The sequence below is a fragment of the Roseobacter weihaiensis genome (genome assembly GCF_020622345.1).
In the GTDB taxonomy this organism is placed as follows: Bacteria; Pseudomonadota; Alphaproteobacteria; order Rhodobacterales; family Rhodobacteraceae; genus Roseobacter; species Roseobacter weihaiensis.
The window spans coordinates 368,878-391,062 of the sequence record NZ_JACNMO010000002.1; the positions used below are offsets into that span (position 1 = coordinate 368,878).

Consider the following 22,185-nt stretch of genomic DNA (forward strand, 5'->3'; position numbering starts at 1 on the left):
GCAATTGCGGGTCCCCGTGCTCCGGTCTATACCGCCTGACGTGGACCATTAGTTCAGCTGGATAGAGCGCCGCCCTCCGAAGGCGGATGTCAAGTCTGGCGACAGCTGAAGGTGCTGGCAAAAGTAATTTGCGAAACAAAGGCTTGGGCAGATGTTCGGATCGCCCTTCAAACCGGCCAAAAGTTCGCGTAAGCACTGCGTAAGCAGTAGGAAGAAATAGAGCACCCGTAGCTCAGCTGGATAGAGTGTCGGCCTCCGAAGCCGAAGGTCACAGGTTCGAATCCTGTCGGGTGCGCCATTTCTTCAAAGAAATCAATTTTTTACGTCCTCTTGAAGAACGATGCTCAGCCGCGAATGTGCATTTGAGGCGTCATTACCGTCCTCACCATTGTCACTTGAGCATATCAATCAACGCGAACGACCTCGTTAGTTGCTGTTTGTAGCTATCTGGCCAAACAGTTGACCACTGCGTGTAGCCGGTCAGCGCGAATAAACGGTAAAATAGCGCCTTACCATCATCTAGCGCCTGTACAACGCAAGCATCTTGCTTCGCCTGCTTAGTGAGTGGAATAACAACATCGTTTCATGTATCATGACGCGTAGATTAGCTGAGAAAATCAGGGGATTTGCAACTGCATCATTAAGTCAGCATGCAGACGTCACTGTTCGAAGACGAAGGAGACCCACCGTTGCAGGAGTCGGTGTCCATAGTTGCTAGGTTGCCAAAGGGCGACTTCACCGCGGTCAGTTCGGATGTGTCGGACCTGTTTGGTTCTGTTTTAGAGGCACTGGTGATGGCATCTGTGTTCGCACTTCAATCCATGAGTTTGGTCACAGAGCGTCATGCCTGAAGGCCGTTTCAACTCTTTTTCCGAGTTCTACCAGAACTCAGACTATGCGAAATTTCCGCTTGAATTTCGCTCTCAGGGGTCGCTCCCGACGACCTTTATTCGAGCAAAACAGGAAGCACACAGTTTTACAAATGCTGCAGTCCCCGAGGTGGTTTTTCATCTTTCACTCAATTCTGACATGGATTTCAGATACGACGCAGGAGATGGCTGGAAATCAGCGGGCCGCCTGCAAACCGGATGCCTTGGGATTTCCCCGGCTGACACTGAGATCAGATATCAGTGTGAAAGCTATCATGATCTATTGATGGTGGCCGTTCCAGCGGATGGGATCGACGATCTGTTCGACGAGTTCCAGTATAATTGTTCGGACTCATTTAATCCGGTTTACGGGAACGTTTTCCGGGATGACACCATACGGGCTGCGCTTCTTCGTATGTGGGCAGATAGCGCCAAGCCTGACCGAGCCTCAAGCCTTATGGTCGATGGGTTACAACAGACAGTCTTGGCCCAATTACTAAGACGTACCAACAAGCCGATGACTGCGTGCGCCCACAAGCTTTCAGACAAAGCATTGGCAGCGATTGATGAGTACATTGACGAACAGGAGTTTCTTGGACTGACGATAAAGGAACTCGCGGCCGTTGCGGGGGTAACAGAGTTTCAGTTTGCTCGTGATTTCAAGAAGACAACCGGGACTACGCCACACCAGTACGTGGTTGAGCAGCGCATTTTGAAGGCACGTGAATTGCTTTCCGACCCAAAGCTGTCTCTGGTCGACGTTGCCTATGCCTGCGGATTTAGCTCGCAAAGCCACATGACAGACGTCTTCCGCGATAAATTGGGCATTACACCCGGCCGATACAGAGCTCAGATCGTCTCTTAGTGCCGGTCACTTTGGTCTGGGTGAACCACATCAAGCAGTTCCCGCAGTTCATCGCAACGCTGCCTATGACAGCACGCAAGGCTTTCGATAAGGCTCGAGGTCGGCTGATCCTCCTCAATCGGGAGCGTCACGCGCAGTGTTTCTGCATCTTGCGCGATTTGACCGTGGTCCTCGGCAATTTCCCGCAACGCAGCCTCCAGGGCTTCACCAGCCTTGGCTGGTTTGACCGATGACATGACTGACAGATCATTGAACATGGACGGAATGCGAACGGCCTTTAGGTGGACATGGCGCGCAATTTCATCTGCGCTGCTATCAAGGTGCTGGCGTGCCGAGACGAGTAGCGTTCCCCTCATCAAATCATTCCCATCGCTCATCGTCCATCCGAGGTGGCGAACTTTGAACTCGAGGACCAGAATGTCGGCCAGGAGCCTCAGGAGACCCCCGCCTATGATCCGATCGCGATCTCCAACTGCTTCGGTCATGTCGCTTCGCTAACACTTGCAGGATCAAGCGTCTTGAGACTTTTGATGTTTCGAACCAGCCATCTTGCTGGAATGAAGGCGAAGACAATGCCAAGCGCAGCCATGATCAAAGACAGGATCAGGGGGACATCCATCGCAGTGGCAATGACGAATGTCGAATAGACAAAAAATGCGCCAATCCCCGCAAAGGCGAGTACTCCAGCCGCTGCCACAGCGTGCAGAACCTGTCTTGGCCATGGGATGTTTTGGTTAAGCGCCCGGACGCTTGCGAGGACGGCAATTCCGACGACGAGTTTCAAACCGGCGAAGGCGAGCGAAAACTGGATATTCGCAAAAACGCCCGCGAACAGAGACGTCACTTCATCCGGCAACGGCGCCCCACCTGTCATCAGTGTCATGGGGCGCAGCAGGTCTTCCGGCGGGATATCACGCAATTGGCTGGACACGATCGGCTGTGCGATTGCGGCGACAAGCAAAAAGGTACCGATGATGGCCCAGTATCGAGCCAGCTGTTCGCGCGTGTAGGGCGAGGAGGATTGATCGTTCATTGCGTCCCCCTGTCTTTTGGAACGACAGGGTCGGACGTCGGCTCCATTAAGGTGCTGGGTTGTCCTTCAATTCCATGCCCGCCCAGTTGTGTTTCATCGAGGTAGAGCACGCGGTAGCGACGCTGTCGGAACCGCCAGACGCCGGACTGCCGCTCGCAAATGTCCTCGTATATGGACAGATTGAAGTTGTCGTTGGACTCTGCATTTTTGGATTTGGCAATTTCATTGACATAGCCGCGGCCCGTTGCCCGGTCACCATCGACTTCGGCAACGTAGGATGCTGATGGCAGTTGGATGAACACTTGCCATCTGTCCTTGAGCAGCTGTTCAAAGGCTGAAACAATTGCCGCGCGGCCGGAAAATCGTTGATTGACTGGCGGCCCGATTTCCCAAACGCCATCGTTTGTCCAAAGGTCGGAAAACACAGCCGTGTCGATCCGGTTTGCAGCATCGGCAAATCGTGCTGCCAGTTCCACTATCGCCAACCTATCGAGGAGTGCGTCTTTCGCTTCGGGATGTCCTGTCTGAGTCTTGGATTTCACGCTCATTGGCGCTCTCCTCAGGTTGTGGCCCCGGCAACATGCGTGGCAATAGCATCAGCAACGAAATCGGGCCGTTCTTCGGCCACCCAGTGACCGCATGCGTCGATGATCCCGCCTGTTACGTTACTTGCAACCAGTCGTGCGGCCTTGACGACGTAGTCGCCCATCACGGCCGATCCGCCATAGGCGAGGACGGGCATGGCCAGCCTCGTTTTGGCAAGATCGGTCAGTTGCTTGGCCGTTTCGGGTATCGCCTGGTAGTGCATCAGACCTGCGCGAAGAGCGCCGGGGGCAGCGTAGGCGCGATGATAACGCGCTGCGTCTTCCTGATAGATCGCATTAGGCGTGTAGGCAAAATCCCGGTAGAAATGGTCCAGATATGCCTGGAGGTTTGATGTGATCAGCAGTGTCGCCAGATCGACATCCTGATGGAACTTGAGGTGCCAGAAAAGTGTCGTCAGATCAGGAACCTCGTCGCTGGTCACGCCCCATAACGGTGCCTCGAAGAGGGCCAAAGACTTGCACCGTTCAGGATTTGTCGCGGCAAAAGCATAGGCAACCGGCCCGCCGATATCATGCCCGACCACATGGGCGTCTTCGATCGCAAAGTGATTGAGGATCCTAGTGATGTCCTCGGACTGAGCGGTCGCGTCGTAGCCAGCGAAAGCCTTGAGGCTGTCACCGCATCCGCGCAGGTCCGGTGCGATCAGGCGATATCGGTCGGCGAGCCGCGCCATCACCTCCAGCCATTCGGCGGACGTTTGCGGCCAACCGTGCAAAAGCACAATTGTTTGCGCGCCTGCACCCATCGCTACGGCGTGAATCGTTCCGCCCTCGACAGGTATGCGATGGCTTTCAGGCTGCACCGGCTTTGCCTTCGGCGAGGTCTTTGGCATGCCGAACGGCGCCCTCAATGGCCTTGGCCCAGTCTGGTTCCGACAGTGATTTGGTCGGGTCCTTCTGGGTCCAGTGCATGGTGTAATCAAGCTCCACGACACCATCTTCTTCGAAGATCATATTGATGACGTATCCGGTATAGTCAGGATCGTCTTTCAGCTTGAAAATGACGGTTCGTGTGGCGTCGTCTGCGGTGATAGTCTCATGCACCGTTTTCTGACCGTCACCATCCTTGGCCACCATGCGGCGCTCAACAGAATCCGGGCCAAATTCCTGCACGATTTCAACATCGATGACACCCGGCACATATTTGTCAGGTCGACGTATCTTGTCCTTCATCATGTCCCAGAGTTTATCCGCCGCGCAGTCGATCCGGGTCTTGTGGCTGGTGAAGGGCATAAGTCTCTCCTAGATGTTCATCAAAATCAGGTCGTTGATCGCTTGATCGAGGGCGTACAGACTGCTGGCCTGAGGCGCCCAGCCAACACCTTCTCTGGTTCGTGCAGCACTGAAATTCTGGTTGATGGCGAGCGCGCCAGCGAATGGACCAAACAAGCCTTGCGCTTCCTCAGTCGTCGCAGGGCGCGCGGGAAGCCCAAGCGCCTGGCCGATCCGCTCGGCGATACCTTTCATGGTAATGGCGGTTTCCGCTGCGAACCATTTGCCGCCGATGGTGGACTTACTTTCGATGGCATCAACAAGCAGCGCGCCGAAATCATCGATATTCACAGTTGACCAAATCTGGTCGCCATTCCCGACATAGAGCGCGGCACCAGCTGACTTTGCGGCCCCAATCAAAAGTGTGGGGAGTGCCGCCCCGCGGCCACGACCGTAAACGAACGCGCCGTAGCCAATATGGATGGTGATACCATTCCCCTCGTGCTCAAGGATCGCCTCGTCGAGCGTCGCCCGTCCGGCAAGCGGCGGTGGGGGTGCAAACCTGTCTGGGTCGGACGGGTTTGAACCGGTATCCCCGAACACGATGGTCCCGCTATGCGACGCGAAAGCGCCGCCAGCCTGCAGGCCAGCTATGAGCGCCCCTGCCGCAGCCTGGCTGATTGGCCAGAATGACGGATTATCGCTTGCTGCGCAGTGGATGACCGCATCTACATCGTGCGCTGCGTCGCGAAGCGCCGCCGTGTCCGACAGGTCTGCAAAGATCACTTGATCATCCCCGCCGCTATCACTGCCGGGGCGCTGCAGACGATGTACCTTGTGGTTGCGCAAGCGAAGCGCACGTTCGACGGATGATCCGACATATCCTGATGATCCGGTCAGAAGAACGCGCACGCTTTATCCCTCACTCTCGATGCACATGCCTCCAGTCGACATCGCATTTCTGCCAAACAAACTGCAGGACAACGTTTTTGGCGTATTCCAGATTTTGCTCGGATTCTGGAAAGGCGACACCGAACGTTAGGTTTAGTGTCACCTGCCTGTCATGCGAGGTTCCACCGCCGAGTGGTCCAACACTTGCCTCGACCTGTCGACCATTCTGGCACATCGAAGACGAGTGGCAGCAATCCATCCAGCCAGTATTTGCCTGTTTCAGCGTCTTCACCAGTGGCGTTAACCGGCTTTGATGAAGGAATGGGTCAGCAAGAATTACACATCTTCTTGATAACCGGGAACTGAAAAACCCGTTGCCCATGAGGAGCGGCCATCTGTCAGGAATCCAGAATCGAGGTCATTGATGGAATACGGTGTCATTTTGAAATGAGACACAGCAGCAGGATCCTGCTGGCCTACCGGTCGGATCGCATCTGCTTTCACATCTCAGAATACGGAGCCAATCATGACACTGCCCTCCAGCGAACTTACACCGGACAACTGCGTCTTCATGATGATCGACCACCAGGTCGGTCTCATGTCTTTCCTGACATCGATCGATCCGATGCTCCTGAAGAACAATATTCTCGGCCACGCGAAGACGGCGAAGGCATTCGACATTCCCGTCATCATGGGCACAAGCTGGCCTACTGGACCGAACGGTCCGACAATGCCGGAACTCAAGGCAATCTTTCCAGATGTCGATGTAATCGACCGACCGTTCGTGAACTTCTGGAATGACGCGGACTCAAAAGCAGCCGTCGAGGCGACGGGCCGGAAAAAGCTGGTGATCTCCGGTCTTGCGACGGAAGTCTGTGCGGCCTTCCCAGCTCTTGCAGCACTGCGCGAAGGCTATGAAGTCTATGTCGTGATGGATGCGAGCGCTGACTTCAATCCGTTCATCCAGCAGGTGACAATGACGCGCCTGGCCACCGCCGGGGTCATTGTGACGACATGGGTGGCTGTGCTTGCAGAGCTTGCGAAAAACACCTCTGAGAATGGTCAGCACATCGGCCTGCTGCTGAGTGAGCATATGGGGCAGTACTACGCCGCCATGAACAGTTTCCTGGGCAGCGCCGTCACCGCTGATGATGTTGCGAAGGGTGTTGGGCTTACCGGGCACCCCCCGATCCCAATGGCGAAGTAAACAGCATGCTTCCTGACCCCGCCACGCAGCCTTCACACCAATGATGACTGCGTGGCGGGCTCGAGAAGTGATGCAAAGTCTCGGAGTGAAGGAATTGGATCAGCGTTTGTTGTAAACACTCAGCTAAAGAAGGGATGAGACGTGGACTGGATAGGCGTGAATACCCTGAGAAAGTCTGGGTTCGGATCCTGACATGTCGAAGCGAAACGATTCACTTGAGTTGGGTAAATCATTCTCATTGCAAGACTTTCACGTTTTGCTGGCGGTGGCAGAAACTGGCAGCTTCCGCAAAGCTGGCCAAACGATAGGGATTGGTCAATCAGCCGTTACACGCCGTGTTCGCAAACTGGAGGATTCGCTTGGTGTTTCGCTTTTCGAGCGCCGTCCATCAGGTGCTAAGGTTACGAACGCGGGATCACGTTTCGTGTCACGTACCAGAACAATTGTCGACGATTTCAAGGCGGCGATGGAGACCGCTCAAGCTGCTGGTTTCGCGGGGAACGGACACCTTCGGATCGGATTGATCGTGTCGCTTTCACATGGCGCGACGAGAGACCTTTTTGCAGGTTTTGCAAAAGCACATCCAGACGTTGATCTGTGCCTAGTTGAATCCGATCGAAGTGAACTCATGACGCTGCTCAGCCACCGAAGCATAGATGTTGTGATATCCGCAGGTCCTCCAGTGCCCGAATACGGTGAAGGACTGATCTTGACTGAGGAGAAGATTTGGCTTGCTGTTCCGAGTGATAGACAAATTGCCGAACGCGATCTTATCTCTTGGGAAGACATCAGGACTGAAACTTTTGTCGTGGGCGCGCGAGAACCTGGTCCGGAGATCCATGATTTTATCATGAGTAAAGTGGGATCATTCGCTCGCAGGCCAGTTGTTAGGCGACATCGCCTCTCAAGGGGCGGTATCATGAATTTAGTCGGGCTTGGGCTTGGTGTAAGCCTCGTTTGCGATCATTGGCGAGGCATTCGCTATCCGAACGTAAGTTTCGTGCCGATAGGATCGTTCACTGAAAGGGTCCCGTTTTCTCTTATTTGGCGTCCAGAGAACGACAATCCCGCCCTCAGACGCTTCATCTCTCTGGCGCGGGTTGAGGCGAAACGGAACGGCGTTCTTTCCTGAGCTTCGCGAACCCACGATCGGTTTTCATGAAACGCTCCAACATAGGCGCGACAAGCTTTGCCGGTTCAATCGTTTGCCCAAGCTCGGTACCGAGAAGCTCCGCATAGATCGTCAGATCCCGATGCACCTGCGCAGGCAGTTCAGTAGTCAATTTAACCGGCTTGTCGTCGTGGATATTACCCAGCTTCAGCTTGCTCATCGCGCATCTCCGTGTGGTTCGATTACCAAGTCGCGTGTCACCATGACGCGCACCGGAAATCCCGGTCTGATGGTAAGAGTTGGGGGGATGCCGAGCTGACGCTGGACGATAGCCTCACCAGCGCGGCCAATCGTGTCTTGGGTCCCGTCCCGAATGGCTTGGGCGATCTCGTCACCATTGTCCTCGCCCGCTTCGAGGCCGATGTTCAGGATCGTGGCGAGACCTGCGGCGCGGAACAGCTGCCTCCAATGGTTGTCGACGCCGTCTTCGAGTCCCGCATATCCGCCTTCGTCCGTTCCTGGCTCGCGTTCGAGGACGATCGAGCGACCATCGGGCAGTATGAGCCGTGTCCAGGCGAGCAGCAGGCGCCGCTGGCCTGTTGCGACACGGCTGTCATATTCACCGAGAAGACGTGCGCCTTGCGGCACGAGCAGGACGCGCCCGGTCAGGCCGTCATAGACATTGGCGGTGACCTGCGCGCTGATTTGGCCCGGCAGGTCCGAGCGCAGCCCTGTGAGGAGCGCCGCTTCGATCACAGAGCCCGCTTGCAGGACATACGGACTAGCGGGGGGCTGGAGTCGATCGGACGCGGTTGTGCGACGGTCGACCTCTCTGTCCAGGAACGCTTCTCGACGCTCAACGGCGTCAGGTCGATCCGTCGCTCCCGCTGCAGTTGGAAACAATCCCTGCAGCCCGGACGATGGCGGCGGCGCTGGCCTTGCTGATTGAGGGCCAGTCGCTGCGCCGCTGGTTTGTGCATCGGCAAAAAGCGTTGCGAGCCGTGCGGCCTCGGCCTCTTGCAGTCGCAACTGCTCAACGGGATCGACGGCCGGACCTGTCGCAGGCACGGCGGGCACCGGCTCCCCGCGCCGCTGGGCGGACAGGACGGGACGGCCCAATTCGCCTGGGAGCGGCGGTCCAAGCTGCGGGATTGATCCGTAGTCGCGCGGCAATTGCGACAGACCTTCGGCTTCTTGCACGCGTTCGGTGGAGAAGAGCTCCGAAGGCCCGTCGCTCTGGTCAGGGGCTTGCAGTGCGACGATGAGGATCGCACCGATCCCGAGTCCACCAACGACGGTCAGAACCGTGATCGCCTTGCGCGAGAGGCGCATGACGCGCGGCGGGTCCGGGCGCAGCCGTAGCTCCTTGGCGATGTCTTGCTCGGAGCGCGGCGTCGTTTCGCCGCTCTCCTCATGCGGGTCTGCTTCACTATCGCTCATCGCGCTCACCGATCCTCGCCGGGGCGCCACGCGGACACCACACGCTCCTCCCGCTGCGCGCTGCGCCGTACACCATCCGTCCGGACGATCCGGACCACACGCTGGCGGTCACCAAGACGGAGCTCGGCGGCGGCGAAAAGCCTGTCGACAATTATGTAATTGCGGCGGATGCGATAGTTGACCAACTGGCCTTCTCCTTCTGGTCCGATGACGAAGAGCGGTGGCATTTCGCCCTGGTCAATCCCGCGCGGGAACTCGATGAAGACCTGCCGCCCGTCATCAAAGGCGCGGCGCGGCCGCCAGGGGGCGCGGTCGCCGGTGATGCGGTAGCGGAAGTTGATGTCTTCGAGATCGACATTGCGGCCGATCGGCAAATTTGCCTCGGCGCGATCATTCTGACGGCGCAGCGCGATCAATTCGTCCTCCGGATATTGCCAGGAGACCGAGGCCATATAGGCCTGCGGGGTCGCGCGCAGTTCGAGGTGATAAGTCCGCCGATCGGTGTTGATGACCAGATTGGTCACCAGATCGGGCCTTGTCGGCTTCACCAGTACATGGATGCGGCGGCTGTCTCCGGACCCGCTCTCTGTGTCGCCGATGATCCAGCGGGCCGTGTCTCCGGCAGCGATGGGGCCGGAGCCGACGAGGCTTTCGCCTGCCTGCAGCGCGATGTCCGTCACCTGACCGGGCGCAGTATAGACCTGATAGAGCGCGCCTGAGCTGTAGGGATAGAGCTGGACAGCGTTGATGAAGCCGTCGCGCACAGGTTCGATCCGCGCAGCCGCATTGGCATTGGTGATGCGCTCCGTTGGCTCTGCGGCCTCGGGTGGGCGATCATCGGCATTGACCCGCATCAGCTGGCCGGGAAGCGGGAGCGGCTCGGGCCGCTCGACGATCCGAACGGGTCCTGGCGGGTCTGCGATCAGCGTCGCTTCGACCGGATCGTCGTAGCTGATCTCGGGTGGCTTGAAGGTGGCACAGCCGCTCAGGATCGCGAGGGATGCGACGGTGGCGAATAGGCGTGTCGAACAAAATTTGTTTGTCATTGGGCGTTCTCCCGGGACCAGTTGATGGCGTGAACGAAGACGCCGAGGGGGTTCTTGCGAAGGCGCTCCGCGTCGCGCGGCGGCTGGACGACAACGGAAAGGATGCCGGTCCAGCGTTCGGTTCCGGCAAGTTGTCCGTTGACGTAGCGGCGTTCGATCCAAGCGACGCGGAAGCTCGAGTCTGAGGCGCGGATGACGCTGGAGATCTCGGCGGCGATCTGAACTTCGCCGACGCGGGCGAAGGGGTCGTTCTCGCGGGCGAAGTCGTTGAGGGCGACGGCGCCGCGATCGGTGGCAAAGTCATAGGCGCGCAGCCAGTTCTCGCGCAGGACGATGGGATCGGCCGGGACCTGGCGCACGTTCTCGATAAATCGCGCGAGGTGGAAAGCGATCTGAGGATCGGTCGGCCGATAGTTGGCCGTGGCAGGCGCTACCGCCTGCGCTGCGCCGAGCCGGTCGACCTCGACGACATAGGGCACGATCGTGCCCTGGGTCGATTGCCAGACAAGCGCGAGGCCGAAAGTCGCTGTCGTAGCGAGACACCCGATGGCCATGAGCCGCCAATTGCGGGCCTGGATGCGGGCAGAGCCCATCCGTTCGTCCCAGACTTGCGCGGCCTTCTGGTAGGGGGTCACGGGCTCAGGGGTCTTGGCGTATCGCACGCTGGGTCGCTTGAATCTCATGATTTCTCCGAAAGGCTGATGGCCGTGCCCGCACCGCCGCCATCACCGGAGCGGATGGCATGGGCGGCGACGGCGGTGCCGTGTTGCAGGCTTTGCTGGCGTTTCATGCGGCGCGCCCAGGCGGGCGGGCCGTCATTGGCAGGGGTCGGCATGGAAGATGGGGAATTGCTGAACTTGCCGCCGGTGGCTTCGAAAGCGGCGCGTGAGCCGGAGCGGTAGCTGTCGCCGACGGCGCGCTTAAGCGGGCTGACGGCAGCCGACATCCCGGCCTGACCGACCGCGGCCATACCGCTCGCAGCCTTTCCGGCCGTTGTCGCTCCGGACGCGGCGCCGATCTGGAACGCGGTGGAGGCTCCGCCTGCGACAGCAGAGCCGCCACGCAAGGCTGCGCCGCCAGCCGTCCCGGCCATCTTCGCGCCTGCAAGACCGCCAGCGACGACTCCGCCTGCGGCAAGGCCAGCACCGACGGCGGCGCCCGCGCCAAGTTGCGGACCGCCGGAGACGATACCGTTGGCAATGCCGGGGCCGAAAATACCAAGCGCGAGAATGGAGAGGGCGGCGAGAACCACGGCCATTGCGTCACCGATGGTCGGCTCGCCGACGAAGCCCGTAGTAAACTCGCTGAAGATCGTCGAGCCGATACCGACGATGACCGCGAGGACAAGCACTTTGACGCCCGAGGAGATAACGAGACCGAGCACGCGCTCGGCCATGAAGGCGGTTTTGTTGAATAGCCCGAAAGGCACGAGGATGAAGCCTGCGAGCGTCGCCAGCTTGAACTCGATCAGCGTGACGAAGAGCTGGATCGCGAGGATGAAGAAGGACAGCAGTACCACGATCCAGGCGAAGAGCAGGATCATGATCTGGATGAAGTTGTCGAAGAAGGCGACGAAGCCCATCAGGTCGGCGACAGATTCCAGGATGGGCTGACCCGCTTCAAGCCCGACCGCCGCGATGCGTCCGGGCTGCAGCAGCTCGCCTGCGCCTAGGGCACCGCCGGTGGCGACGAGGCCCAGCCCCGCGAAGCTCTCGAAGATGATCCGGGCGAGCGTGTTCCAGTTGCTGATGATGTAGGCGAAGACGCCGACGAAGAGCGTCTTCTTGACGAGCCGCCCGATGATATCGTCGTCGGCGCCCCAAGCCCAGAAGAGCGCTGCGAGCGTGACGTCGATGACGATCAGCGTGGTTGCGAGGAAGGCGACGTCGCCGCCCAGCAGCCCGAAACCGCTGTCGATATAGGTCGTAAAAACCTCCAGGAACCGATCGATGATGCCAACATCGCCCATGGCTTACTCCGTCTCCAGATCATCGGGCGTGAGGCCGAAGAAGCGCCGACGGTTCTCTTCCCACGCCGCCTGGCAGGTCGTGTCGGTCTCCAACTCCTCCGGGGTCAGCGTCCGACAGAGTTGCAGGGTGGCCCGTAGTGTATCGTCCGAGACCACGGCAGCGGGGCGTTCGGCATGCTGCGTCTCAAGGACGGTCTGGAACTCGACCGCCACCATGAGCGCTGCGATGGCGCCCATGGCGATGGCGATCCCTTTGAGGGTGGTCTCGGCGCTCAGTTTCATCGCGACCTACCGGAACATCCGAACGGTGATCGGCTCGTAGCCGGAGCCGTAATCGAGGAAGCGCGAGAGATTCTCGCGCGCCTGCGCTTCGGCAGAGGCGACCCGCGCGGCTTCGAGCGACTGCGCCCGGTTTTGCGCGGCAATGGCCGCTGTCAGGTCGGAGATTTGTTGGCTTTGGAGCGCGAGGAGCTGGTTGCCGGCCTGGGTCGCCTGCAAGGCGCCTGTCGCGGCTTGGCTGCGGCCCACGAGCGCCTGCATCTCGGCGCGCGCGGTCTCGATATTGCCGACCACGCCGGCCTGGACCTTGAGTGCGTCTTCGAATCCTGCGACCGAGGTGCGCCAGCGGTCTTGCGCGCCCGCGATCATCTCGTCGAAATCGCCGCGCGCGGCGGCTGACCCGTAATCCTGCGTGAATGCTTCGTCGATCGTCGCCACGTCGTGAGCGATACGCTGGGCCTCGCCCAAGAGTTGCTGCGTTTCCTGAACTGAAGATTGCAGCCGCGACAGCGACGAGTAAGGCAGGCTCGCGAGGTTGCGGGCCTGGTTGACCAGCATCTGCGCCTCGTTTTGGAGTTGGGCGATTTGGTTGTTGATCTGCTCAAGAGTCCGCGCGGCGGTCAGGAGATTCTCGGCGTGGTTGGTGGGGTCGTAGACGATCCCACCAAACCCGCCCCCGAAGAGCGCATGGGCAGGCGGCGCGGTCACCGGTGAGAGCGCGATCGCGCTCGACAGCAGCAGGGTCGCGGCTGCGCGCCCCGCGAGTTTACGTGTTTTCGGTCTTAACATGAGTCTTCTCCTTTTCGTCGTTTGCTTCTGGGATTGCGGATGGGGTGGCCTCGATCACGGCATCGGAGGGAACGAGCAGTTCGGTCGCCCAGCCTAGATCGCGGCGGGCCAGCCAGGCAGCGGCGAAGCCGTCGCGGCCATGCTCTTCGAGGATCGCGTCGATCGCGGCGTGATCGGACTTGGAAGACGCCGCAGTGAAGGAAAGCGCGACCTCGCCAAGCCCTAGCGCGAAGAGCCGGTTGCCGCGCCGCGACTGGCAGTAATAATCCCGCTTCGGCGTCGCCCGCGCGATGATCTCGATCTGGCGATCGTTCAGCCCGAAACTGCGATAGGTCGCGGCGATCTGCGGCTCGAAGGCGCGCTCGTTCGGCAGGAAGATGCGGGTCGGACAGCTTTCAATGATGGCGGGCGCGATGTCGGAGCCGTCGATATCGGCAAGCGACTGGGTGGTGAAGATGACGGAAGCGTTCTTCTTCCTGAGCGTCTTCAGCCATTCGCGCAGTTGCGACCCGAAGGTGGTGTCATCAAGTGCGAGCCAGCCTTCATCGACGATGATGAGACTGGGTCGTCCGTCGAGGCGGGCTTCAATGCGGTGGAACAGATAGGCGAGCACGGCGGGCGCTGCGGCGGAACCTATCAGCCCTTCGGTCTCAAAGGCCTGCATATCCGCTGTTCCGAGTGCTTCGCACTCGGCGTCGAGCAATCGCCCGAACGGCCCGCCGAGGCAGAACGGCGCGAGCGCGCGTTTGAGATCGTTCGATTGGAGGAGGACCGAGAGGCCCGTCAGCGTGCGTTCTTCGATTGGAGCGGAAGCAAGCGAGGTCAGCGCCGACCAAAGATGATCGCGGACCACAGGCTCAATCGTTACGCCTTCGCGGGTCAACAGTCCGGCAAGCCAGTCCTGCGCCCAGGCGCGCTCTGCCGGATCGTCGATCCTGGCGAGCGGTTGCAACTGGACGGCATCCTCGTCGTCCGACAGCGCGAGACCGAGATCTTCCCAGTCGCCGCCGCAAGCCATGGTCGCGCAGCGGATCGAGCCGCCGAAATCGAAGGCGAAGATCTGGGCACCTTCATAGCGTCGGAACTGCAAAGCCATGAGCGCCAGCAGGACGGATTTGCCCGCACCAGTCGGCCCGACCATGAGCGTGTGGCCGACATCACCCACATGCGTCGAGAAGCGGAACGGCGTCGCGCCTTGCGTCTCGGCATAGAAAAGCGGCGGGCCGTCCAGATGATCGTTGCGCGCCGGTCCCGCCCAGACGGCGGAGATCGGGATCATGTGCGCGAGGTTCAGTGTCGAGATCGGCGGCTGACGAACATTGGCGTAGAGATGCCCGGGCAGCGAGCCAAGCCAGGCTTCGACCGCGTTAAGCGTTTCCGGGATGCAGGTGAAATCGCGGCCCTGCACGACTTTCTCGGCGGCTTTGATCTTCGCGTCCGCCGCGCGTTCGTCCTCGTCCCAGACCGTGATCGTCGCGGTAACACAGGCGGCCCCAACGATATCTGAGCCGAGCTCTTGCAGCGCCTCATCGGCATCGACCGCCTTGTTCTCAGCATCGCTGTCGACGAGCGTCGCGGCCTCGTTGGTCATCACCTCCTTGAGGATCGCGGCCACTGATTTGCGCTTTGCGAACCATTGGCGACGGATGCGGGTAAAGAGCTTGGTCGCGTCGGTTTTGTCGAGGCAAATGGCGCGGGTCGTCCAGCGATACTCGAACGCTTGCGCGTTGAGTTCGTCGAGCAGGCCCGGCCAGGTCGACGTCGGGAAGCCGACGATGGAGAGCGTGCGCAGATACGTGTCGCCGAGGCGCGGCGCGAGACCGCCGACCAGCGGCTCATCGGCGAGATAGGCGTCGAGATGCATCGGCGTCTCGGGGACACTTACGGTTTGCTGCCGGGTCGAAATCGTTGAATGCAGATAGGTCAGTGTTTCGTCGTCGGAGAGCCAAGTCGCTTCCGGCATGAAACCTTCGAAGAGGTCGAGCAGCCGATCACCGCGAGAACGGAACGCGGCAAGATGCTCGCGCGGGTTTGCCCCCTTGTTGGGCGTATCCTCGAACAGCCATCCGCTCGCCCGGCTCGTATCGTCGGCGGGCGGCATCCAGGTCAGCGTCAGGAAGTAGCGGCTCTCATAATGCGATGATGCCTCTTCGAATTGCGCGCGCCGCTCGGCATCGACCAGCGCCGAGACCGGATCGGGAAACTCCGAGAGCGGATACTCGCGCGCCGGGATGCGTTGTGCTTCGACGAACACGGCCCAGCCTGACCCCAGGCGTCGCAGCGCGCTGTTGAGGCGGGCCGCGGTCGAGACCAATTCAGAAGGCGTCGCGGAATCGAGGTCCGGTCCACGGAAGGCTGCCGTCCGCTGGAAACTGCCATCCTTGTTGAGGATGACGCCGTCAGCAATCAGCGCAGCCCAAGGCAGGAAATCCGACAGCAGCGCGGCTTTGGAACGGTATTCGGCGAGGCGCATCATCGCATCACACCCCCATCCAGGTCGGATAGCGAAGGTGACGGCGCGCGACATCGGCGATCTGCGGGTCGCGCTTTGCGACGTAGACCGCGAGCAGATGCCCCACGGCCCAGAGAACGATGCCGACGAGCCAAAGGCGCAGACCCAGACCAACGGCGGCTGCAATCGTCCCGTTCGCGATCGCGATGGTGCGCGGGGCACCGCCAAGCAGGATCGGCTCGGTGAGTGCGCGATGCACAGGGGCGGTGAAGCCGGGAATGTCGGTGTGATCGCTCATATGAGCACACCGCCGCCGAAGGAAAAGAAGCTCAGGAAGAAGCTCGAAGCCGCGAAGGCGATCGACAGACCGAAGACGATCTGTACGAGCCGCCGCGCGCCGCCTGACGTGTCACCGAAGGCGAGCGTCAGACCAGTAATGATTATGATCATCACCGCGACGATCTTGGCGACTGGGCCTTCGATGGACTCCAGGATCGCCTGCAGGGGCGCCTCCCAGGGCATCCCGGACCCCGCAGCTTCGGCCTGACCGCCGACGAGCAGGAAGCCTAGGGCGAGCGCCGAGGCGTAAATCGGCAGGCGTGGATGGAGCTGGAGTGTTCGGATCATCGAGTGTTTCCTTTCGCATTACTGAGAATGGGTTCGAGCGCGTAATCGCCGTCGTCGGTCAATCCGGTGACTCGCGCGAGTTCGGCCAACCGGCGGTCCGAGCCGCGGCCTTTCAGGATCGCGAGCACGTCAATTGTGTCGGCAATCAGCGCGCGCGGGACGGTGACGACAGCTTCCTGAATGAGCTGTTCGAGACGGCGCAGGGAACCGATGGCCGAGCCTGCATGGATCGTGCCGATCCCGCCCGGATGGCCGGTGCCCCACGCCTTGAGGAGATCGAGCGCCTCGGGTCCGCGGACTTCACCGATGGGTATTCGGTCCGGGCGTAGGCGGAGTGAGGAGCGCACGAGCTCGGAGAGCGTCGCTACGCCATCCTTGGTGCGCAGCGCGACCAGATTAGGGGTCGTGCATTGCAGTTCGCGCGTGTCTTCGATCAAGACGACGCGGTCGGAGGTCGTGGCAACTTCGGCAAGCAGCGCGTTGGTCAGCGTGGTCTTGCCGGTCGAGGTGCCGCCAGCGACGAGAATGTTGGCGCGTGATGCGACCGCCTCGCGCAATGCACCGGCGGCGGAACCATCCATGATTCCGGCCCGGACGTAGTCGTCGAGCGTGAAGACCGCGACGGCCGGTTTGCGGATCGCGAAGGTCGGGGCCGCAACGACAGGTGGCAGCAAGCCTTCGAACCGCTCACCTGTTCCCGGCAACTCGGCCGACACGCGTGGCGCATCGGCATGGACTTCGGCACCGACATGGTGCGCGACAAGGCGGACGATGCGCTCGCCATCCTCGGGCGACAGACCAATGCCGGTATCGCCGAGGCCATCGCCGAGCCGGTCGACCCAGAGCCGACCGTCCGGGTTGAGCATCACCTCGACAACCGCATCTTCGTCGAGCCAGGCGGCGATATCGGTGCCAAGTGCCGTCCGGAGCATGCGGGAACCGCGCTCGATCGCTTCTGATTTGAGAGTGTGGACGGTCATTCGCGGCCCCGCATCTGGTTACGGGGTCGATCAAGAAGACCGGAATTACTTCATTAGCAACAGGGGACTGAGCGTAGTAGTATGCTGGCGTGGAGAGGCAGGCTGTGGCGTATTGGATCCACTTTCCTTTGTCGAAGTTAGATGTCCGGCTGGCAGACTGCACTGGGGTTTAACTGGGTCACGCGATTGTGTGCTTTTACCACTCCGTCAATCATTCATTTCGTTTGTCACTCGGCAATTGCTGTGTTGGCACGAACCGAGGTCTTCATAATGTCAATGAACGCCCTGACTTTCGCCGGAACATAGCTCGTTGGAACGTAGACTGCATGCAGAGGAAACGCTTCCAACGCGTACTTCGGCAGGAGTTGCACGAGAGACCCTTCGGCAAGTCCGTCCTTGAATACCCATGTTGGGCCCATGTGTAGGCCCTTGCCATCGGAGACCAGCTTTCGAATCGCCGACACACTATTCACAGTCAGGTTGCCCGACATCGGCATACTGAACTGTTTTCCGTCTCGGCGTAGCTTTATGGATGTGTTGTTCTGGTCCGGGCGGTAGATGATGAACGAATGCGCCTCTGCCTCATCGGGCGTTTTTGGTGCGCCGTTCTTCTCCACATAGCCCTTCGATGCCACGATCACTCTCGGCACAGCCCCGAGCCTTCTCGCAATCAGGCTTGAATCCGGCAGGCGGCCAATGCGGATGGCGACATCGATATTCTGTTCAACGAGATCGGAAAACGTGCTGCCCAGCAGGAGTTCGACTTTTAAGTCCGGGGCCTGTTCTTGCAATGCACTCAGCACCGGGGCGACAAACTCAGATCCAAAATCCACCGGCGCCGTAATCCGGAGCCTGCCGGTTGGCGTATCGACGGCTCCGGCGATCCTTGCCTCGAGTGCAGACTGCTGTTCGATCAGGGCACGCATACCCTCATAGTATTCCGTTCCTGCTTCGGTCGGGACAGAGCGCTTCGTCGAGCGTTGCAGCAATTTGACACGCAAACGATCTTCGAGTGCGGCGATCTTGCGGCTCACGGCCGACGGGTCCGCGTTTACCTGTTCGGCAGCAGCCTTGAGACTTCCGGCCTCGACGACCCGCAGGAAGAGTTGTTCGTTCGTCTCGTTCATTAAATGCGAATTTTGCATGTAGTTGATGTAGATTCAATATCTACATGATTCTCAGCCGATACGCCATCTTCTTCATCGAGGCAGGAAAGAACCTGCCTCCAATCAGATGGAGAAAGACAATGATTACCGAGACAAACACATCCGCAAACTATGGCCGTGACCTGACGGGCAAAGTCGCTCTGATCACTGGTTCCTCTCGCAACATGGGCCGCGCCTTCGCCGTTGCCTTGTCCGCACGCGGTGCCGACATCGTCGTGCACCACCACTCAGCCAAATCCGAAACCGACGCTGAAGAAACAGCACGCCTGGTTCAAGAAAACGGTGTGCGGGCCCTGATCACCAGCGGCGATCTTTCAGACGCATCTGCGGTAGAAGCGATCTTTGCCAATGCAAAGCAAGCATTCGGGCGGATCGACATCGTGATCAACAATGCAGGCGTCGTCATCAAGAAGCCCTTTGCAGAGATCACCGAGGCGGATTTTGACCGGGCCTTCGGCATCAACACCAAGGCGGCCTTCTTTGCCATGCAGCAGGCGGCCAAGCACATCGAGGATGGAGGCCGGATCATCAATATGGGCACAACCCTGCTGGGTGCGACGACTGGCATGTATGGCGTATATGCCGGGTCCAAGGCCCCGCTTGAGGATTTCAGCCGCGCGCTCGCAAAAGAGATCGGTGCCCGAGGCATAACCGTGAACGTCGTGGCCCCCGGACCGATCAACACAGAGTTCTTCCACGGCGAAGAGACTGAACAGTCCACCGCATACCTCAGCAACATGAGTGTGGCTGGTCGGCTGGGCGAGATCACCGACATCGTACCGCTGATCGACTTTCTCGCCTCGGACAGCAGCCAGTGGGTTACCGCGCAGACCTTGTTCATCAATGGCGGCTTTCTGGCCCGTTGATGGATCGGACACACAAAACTCGGTGCGACGACCAAGGTTGCCGCGCCGAGACCTCCACCAACACATCACAAGGATAAATTCAATGCACCGCATTGCCACATTTTTTGCTGCCGCTCTGCTGCCGACCTTCGCCCTCGCACAACAGGGCCCGATTGTAGATCCCGCGAGCTCAACGGACGTCAAATTGCAGCTCCTTCTGGATCGCGAAGAGATCGGCCAGGTCATCACGAATTACGGGCTGGCCTTCGACATGCAGGATTGGGACCTGCATCGCTCCGTATTCACGGACGAGATCCAGATGGACTTTACCGCATCGCTTGGCGGCGGTCTGCAAACTATGACAGCCGATGAGTGGGTAGATGCGGTCAAGCCGTTCTTTGCCAATCTTGAAGGCTCGCAGCGTATCGCGATGCCACTGACGATCACCATCGAAGGTGACACCGCCTATGTCCGATCCATGCTCCATGCCCAGCATCACCTACCCAACACGAAGGGAGCGCCGGTGCAGACGATGATCGGCTACTACGACAACTGGCTGGTGCGGACAGATGCAGGTTGGAAAATCACCAAGATGGTGCAGACGATCACATGGAACGAAGGCAACTGGTACATCGTGGAAAAGGCGGCAGGAATTAGTGAATAAGCACTTGGCAAAGGTAACTATCAAACTTTCTTGAAGACGAAACAGTGCTTGGATTTTTCATGTGCAGCGCATTTTCGGACATTCGCTGCGTTGAAGTAACTCGTTACTATAGTTCGATGCGGTCATTTGTGGGCGTTGGGCTCCAAGTCTTCCAAAACCTCTTTTGTCAGCGTGCGCCCCTTTGCCAGCCGACGCCCAAGCGTCTCTACGAAACCGCCATACCGATCTTTGCCTGTAGCCTGAGCGGCCTCGCGCATATCTTCCGGCAGGGGCGGCGTGGTGGTAAGCCAGAACTTCACGAACAGTGCGACGGCTTCGTTGCCGATCGAAACATCGCGGTCCAGCCGCTCGACCGCCCGGGTCAACCGATCCAACCGTCGGACGATTGCCGCCTCGCGTTGGTCCGCTCCATCGGGCGAAAGAAAAGAGGCAAGCGCCGCCTCCACAATCTGCGACTTCGGGACCTTCCGCCGCGCCGCCAGCGCGTCGAGTTCAGCGCTGAGTGACGGGTCGAAATACACATTGAGGCGATCTTTCTTCATGCCGGATGCCTCACAACTCGATCCCGTCATCGGGATCGAGCGAGGCCTGCCGCGCGACGGTTCCGAACCGGTCGCGCATGGATTTAGCCCGCTGCATATCGTCGTCCGGGTCGTCATCGAGATCGGCAAATTCGCTGCGCGGCGGCGCTGGTTCGGGTGCGATGTCCTCGTGTTCCGGAAGATCAGGCTGTCGCCGAACGCCGCCGTCGGCATCTTCGCTCGATACCTTTCGTTTCTTCGGAGGTGGCGCGGCGATCGGTTCGCGGTCGCTCCAATCGTCTGCCGTGCTGCTAACTGAAGCATCGCTGGCAGTGCGGTTCGGTGGCGGTCCGATCCGGGCCTTGAATTGCGGATCGGCATAGTAGCGAGCTTTCTCCGCGCGCACCGGTGGCGCGCCGGAAACCAGAACGATCTCGTCTGTTGGCGGGAGCTGCATCATCTCGCCCGGCGTCAGAAGCGGTCGCGCCGTCTCCTGCCGCGAGACCATCAAATGCCCGAGCCAGGGCGAGAGCCGATGCCCGGCATAGTTCTTCATCGCCCGCATCTCGGTCGCCGTTCCGAGCGCATCTGACACGCGTTTGGCGGTCCGCTCGTCGTTTGTCGCAAAGGCGACGCGGACATGGCAGTTGTCCAGGATCGCGTTGTTCTGACCGTAGGCCTTCTCGATCTGGTTGAGGGACTGGGCGATCAGGAACGCCTTGATGCCGTAGCCTGCCATGAAGGCGAGCTGGCTTTCGAAGAAGTCGAGCCTGCCCAGTGCCGGGAACTCGTCAAGCATGAGCAGCACGCGGTGCTTTCGGTCTGCATGCAGATCCTCGGTCAAGCGACGGCCGATCTGGTTAAGTACCAAACGGATGAGTGGCTTGGTCCGCGAGATGTCGGATGGCGGAACCACGAGATAGAGCGTCACCGGACGACCACCGGTGACCAGATCGTCGATCCGCCAGTCACATTGGCGCGTGACCTTGGCCACCACCGGGTCGCGATAGAGCCCGAGGAAACTCATCGCGGTCGAAAGCACGCCCGAGCGTTCGTTCTCGGATTTGTTCAGAAGCTCGCGCGCGGCCTGTGCGACGACCGGATGCGGGTGGTCGCCGAGATGTGGCGTCTGCATCATCGCCGCAAGTGTCGACTCGATGGGCCGTTTCGGATCGGAGAGAAACGCCGCGACGCCAGCGAGCGTCTTGTCAGCTTCGGCGTAGAGCACATGAAGGATCGCACCGACGAGGAGCGAGTGGCTGGTCTTCTCCCAATGGTTCCGCCGTTCGAGGAGGCCCTCGGGATCGACCAGGATGTCGGCGACGTTCTGGACGTCGCGCACTTCACTGTCTCCGCGCCGCACTTCCAGCAGCGGATTGTAGGCGGCTGAGCTGGGATCGGTCGGATCGAAAAGCAGCACGCGGCTGAAGCGGGAGCGGTAGTTCGCCGTGAGCTGCCAGTTCTCGCCCTTGATGTCGTGGATGATCGCCGAGCCCGGCCAGGTCAACAATGAGGGCACAACCAGCCCAACCCCTTTGCCGGACCGCGTCGGCGCGAAGCAGAGCACATGCTCGGGACCATCGTGTCGAAGATAGCGGGACTGGTAGCGCCCGA

Annotated in this window: 25 protein-coding genes and 1 tRNA gene; 6 read left to right on the forward strand and 20 right to left on the reverse strand. The window is 59.9% G+C overall.

Translation table 11 applies throughout. The features are described from left to right. Positions 1-221 precede the first annotated feature (221 nt). Positions 222-298, forward strand: a tRNA-Arg gene (locus H7847_RS04065). A gap of 545 nt (positions 299-843) precedes the next feature. Then, positions 844-1,734, forward strand: a complete 891-nt coding sequence (locus tag H7847_RS04070; RefSeq protein ID WP_227268096.1) for a helix-turn-helix domain-containing protein — start codon at positions 844-846, stop codon at positions 1,732-1,734. Here the strand turns inward: H7847_RS04070 and H7847_RS04075 are convergent. From H7847_RS04075 to H7847_RS04100, 6 genes are read right to left on the reverse strand one after another with little or no spacing between them, the layout of a single operon-like run. Beyond that, positions 1,731-2,219: a ferritin family protein gene (locus tag H7847_RS04075; protein ID WP_227268097.1), complete on the reverse strand. Its 489-nt coding sequence runs from the start codon at positions 2,217-2,219 to the stop codon at positions 1,731-1,733. The two genes, H7847_RS04070 and H7847_RS04075, sit on opposite strands and share 4 nt — an antisense overlap. After that, on the reverse strand, positions 2,216-2,767 hold the full coding sequence (locus H7847_RS04080; protein WP_227268098.1) for a hypothetical protein: 552 nt from the start codon (positions 2,765-2,767) through the stop codon (positions 2,216-2,218). The genes H7847_RS04075 and H7847_RS04080 overlap by 4 nt, the downstream gene beginning before the upstream one ends. Next, positions 2,764-3,315 carry a nuclear transport factor 2 family protein gene (locus tag H7847_RS04085; RefSeq protein ID WP_227268099.1) on the reverse strand — a complete coding sequence of 184 codons (552 nt, stop codon included), beginning with the start codon at positions 3,313-3,315 and terminating at the stop codon, positions 2,764-2,766. The genes H7847_RS04080 and H7847_RS04085 overlap by 4 nt, the downstream gene beginning before the upstream one ends. Positions 3,316-3,326: 11 nt before the next feature. Continuing rightward, complete coding sequence (locus tag H7847_RS04090; protein ID WP_227268100.1) at positions 3,327-4,205, reverse strand: alpha/beta fold hydrolase; 879 nt, start codon at positions 4,203-4,205, stop codon at positions 3,327-3,329. Then, positions 4,165-4,605: an AtaL-like protein gene (locus H7847_RS04095; RefSeq protein WP_227268101.1), complete on the reverse strand. Its 441-nt coding sequence runs from the start codon at positions 4,603-4,605 to the stop codon at positions 4,165-4,167. Before H7847_RS04095 ends, H7847_RS04090 begins: the two co-directional genes overlap by 41 nt. A 9-nt stretch (positions 4,606-4,614) precedes the next feature. Beyond that, positions 4,615-5,496 (reverse strand): NAD-dependent epimerase/dehydratase family protein, encoded by an 882-nt coding sequence (locus H7847_RS04100; RefSeq protein WP_227268102.1) that lies wholly within the window; start codon positions 5,494-5,496, stop codon positions 4,615-4,617. A gap of 505 nt (positions 5,497-6,001) precedes the next feature. On the opposite strand from H7847_RS04100, the gene H7847_RS04105 reads away from it, so the two are divergent. Both H7847_RS04105 and H7847_RS04110 read left to right on the forward strand, forming a co-directional pair. Beyond that, positions 6,002-6,682, forward strand: a complete 681-nt coding sequence (locus H7847_RS04105; RefSeq protein WP_227268103.1) for an isochorismatase family protein — start codon at positions 6,002-6,004, stop codon at positions 6,680-6,682. Positions 6,683-6,875: 193 nt separating this feature from the next. Next, a complete protein-coding gene (locus tag H7847_RS04110; RefSeq protein WP_227268104.1) occupies positions 6,876-7,814 on the forward strand; it encodes a LysR family transcriptional regulator in 939 nt (312 codons plus the stop codon). Here the strand turns inward: H7847_RS04110 and H7847_RS04115 are convergent. The 12 genes from H7847_RS04115 to H7847_RS04170 all read right to left on the reverse strand — a co-directional run bounded on the left by H7847_RS04115 (position 7,765) and on the right by H7847_RS04170 (position 18,502). Beyond that, entirely contained in the window at positions 7,765-8,013 is a 249-nt protein-coding gene (locus tag H7847_RS04115) for a DUF2274 domain-containing protein (protein WP_227268105.1), read from the reverse strand. The genes H7847_RS04110 and H7847_RS04115 overlap by 50 nt on opposite strands. After that, on the reverse strand, positions 8,010-9,233 hold the full coding sequence (locus tag H7847_RS04120) for a TrbI/VirB10 family protein (RefSeq protein ID WP_227268106.1): 1,224 nt from the start codon (positions 9,231-9,233) through the stop codon (positions 8,010-8,012). Before H7847_RS04120 ends, H7847_RS04115 begins: the two co-directional genes overlap by 4 nt. A 5-nt stretch (positions 9,234-9,238) precedes the next feature. Continuing rightward, positions 9,239-10,279 (reverse strand): P-type conjugative transfer protein TrbG, encoded by a 1,041-nt coding sequence (gene trbG, locus H7847_RS04125; RefSeq protein WP_227268107.1) that lies wholly within the window; start codon positions 10,277-10,279, stop codon positions 9,239-9,241. Beyond that, on the reverse strand, positions 10,276-10,965 hold the full coding sequence (trbF, locus tag H7847_RS04130) for a conjugal transfer protein TrbF (RefSeq protein ID WP_227268137.1): 690 nt from the start codon (positions 10,963-10,965) through the stop codon (positions 10,276-10,278). Before trbF ends, trbG begins: the two co-directional genes overlap by 4 nt. Beyond that, positions 10,959-12,248 (reverse strand): P-type conjugative transfer protein TrbL, encoded by a 1,290-nt coding sequence (trbL, locus tag H7847_RS04135; RefSeq protein ID WP_227268108.1) that lies wholly within the window; start codon positions 12,246-12,248, stop codon positions 10,959-10,961. Before trbL ends, trbF begins: the two co-directional genes overlap by 7 nt. A 3-nt stretch (positions 12,249-12,251) precedes the next feature. Further along, positions 12,252-12,530, reverse strand: a complete 279-nt coding sequence (trbK-alt, locus tag H7847_RS04140) for a putative entry exclusion protein TrbK-alt (protein WP_227268109.1) — start codon at positions 12,528-12,530, stop codon at positions 12,252-12,254. A 6-nt stretch (positions 12,531-12,536) separates the two neighbouring features. Next, positions 12,537-13,316 (reverse strand): P-type conjugative transfer protein TrbJ, encoded by a 780-nt coding sequence (trbJ, locus tag H7847_RS04145; RefSeq protein ID WP_227268110.1) that lies wholly within the window; start codon positions 13,314-13,316, stop codon positions 12,537-12,539. Beyond that, positions 13,294-15,792 (reverse strand): conjugal transfer protein TrbE, encoded by a 2,499-nt coding sequence (trbE, locus tag H7847_RS04150; RefSeq protein WP_227268111.1) that lies wholly within the window; start codon positions 15,790-15,792, stop codon positions 13,294-13,296. The genes trbJ and trbE overlap by 23 nt, the downstream gene beginning before the upstream one ends. 4 nt (positions 15,793-15,796) lie before the next feature. After that, positions 15,797-16,066, reverse strand: a complete 270-nt coding sequence (locus H7847_RS04155) for a VirB3 family type IV secretion system protein (RefSeq protein ID WP_227268112.1) — start codon at positions 16,064-16,066, stop codon at positions 15,797-15,799. Then, entirely contained in the window at positions 16,063-16,395 is a 333-nt protein-coding gene (locus H7847_RS04160; protein WP_227268113.1) for a TrbC/VirB2 family protein, read from the reverse strand. The genes H7847_RS04155 and H7847_RS04160 overlap by 4 nt, the downstream gene beginning before the upstream one ends. Beyond that, positions 16,392-17,327, reverse strand: a complete 936-nt coding sequence (trbB, locus tag H7847_RS04165) for a P-type conjugative transfer ATPase TrbB (protein WP_264479457.1) — start codon at positions 17,325-17,327, stop codon at positions 16,392-16,394. Before trbB ends, H7847_RS04160 begins: the two co-directional genes overlap by 4 nt. Positions 17,328-17,602: 275 nt before the next feature. Beyond that, complete coding sequence (locus tag H7847_RS04170) at positions 17,603-18,502, reverse strand: LysR family transcriptional regulator (protein ID WP_227268115.1); 900 nt, start codon at positions 18,500-18,502, stop codon at positions 17,603-17,605. 119 nt (positions 18,503-18,621) lie between these two features. Here H7847_RS04170 and H7847_RS04175 point away from each other — a divergent pair, with 119 nt between their 5' ends. Next, positions 18,622-19,407 carry an SDR family oxidoreductase gene (locus H7847_RS04175; protein WP_227268116.1) on the forward strand — a complete coding sequence of 262 codons (786 nt, stop codon included), beginning with the start codon at positions 18,622-18,624 and terminating at the stop codon, positions 19,405-19,407. An 82-nt stretch (positions 19,408-19,489) separates the two neighbouring features. Beyond that, positions 19,490-20,050 carry a nuclear transport factor 2 family protein gene (locus H7847_RS04180; protein ID WP_227268117.1) on the forward strand — a complete coding sequence of 187 codons (561 nt, stop codon included), beginning with the start codon at positions 19,490-19,492 and terminating at the stop codon, positions 20,048-20,050. Between the two features lie 122 nt (positions 20,051-20,172). Here the strand turns inward: H7847_RS04180 and H7847_RS04185 are convergent, their stop codons facing one another. Both H7847_RS04185 and traG read right to left on the reverse strand, forming a co-directional pair. Next, on the reverse strand, positions 20,173-20,592 hold the full coding sequence (locus H7847_RS04185; protein ID WP_227268118.1) for a ribbon-helix-helix domain-containing protein: 420 nt from the start codon (positions 20,590-20,592) through the stop codon (positions 20,173-20,175). Positions 20,593-20,602: 10 nt separating this feature from the next. Further along, a partial coding sequence (gene traG, locus H7847_RS04190; protein WP_227268119.1) for an IncP-type conjugal transfer protein TraG occupies positions 20,603-22,185 on the reverse strand: 1,583 nt, incomplete at its 5' end.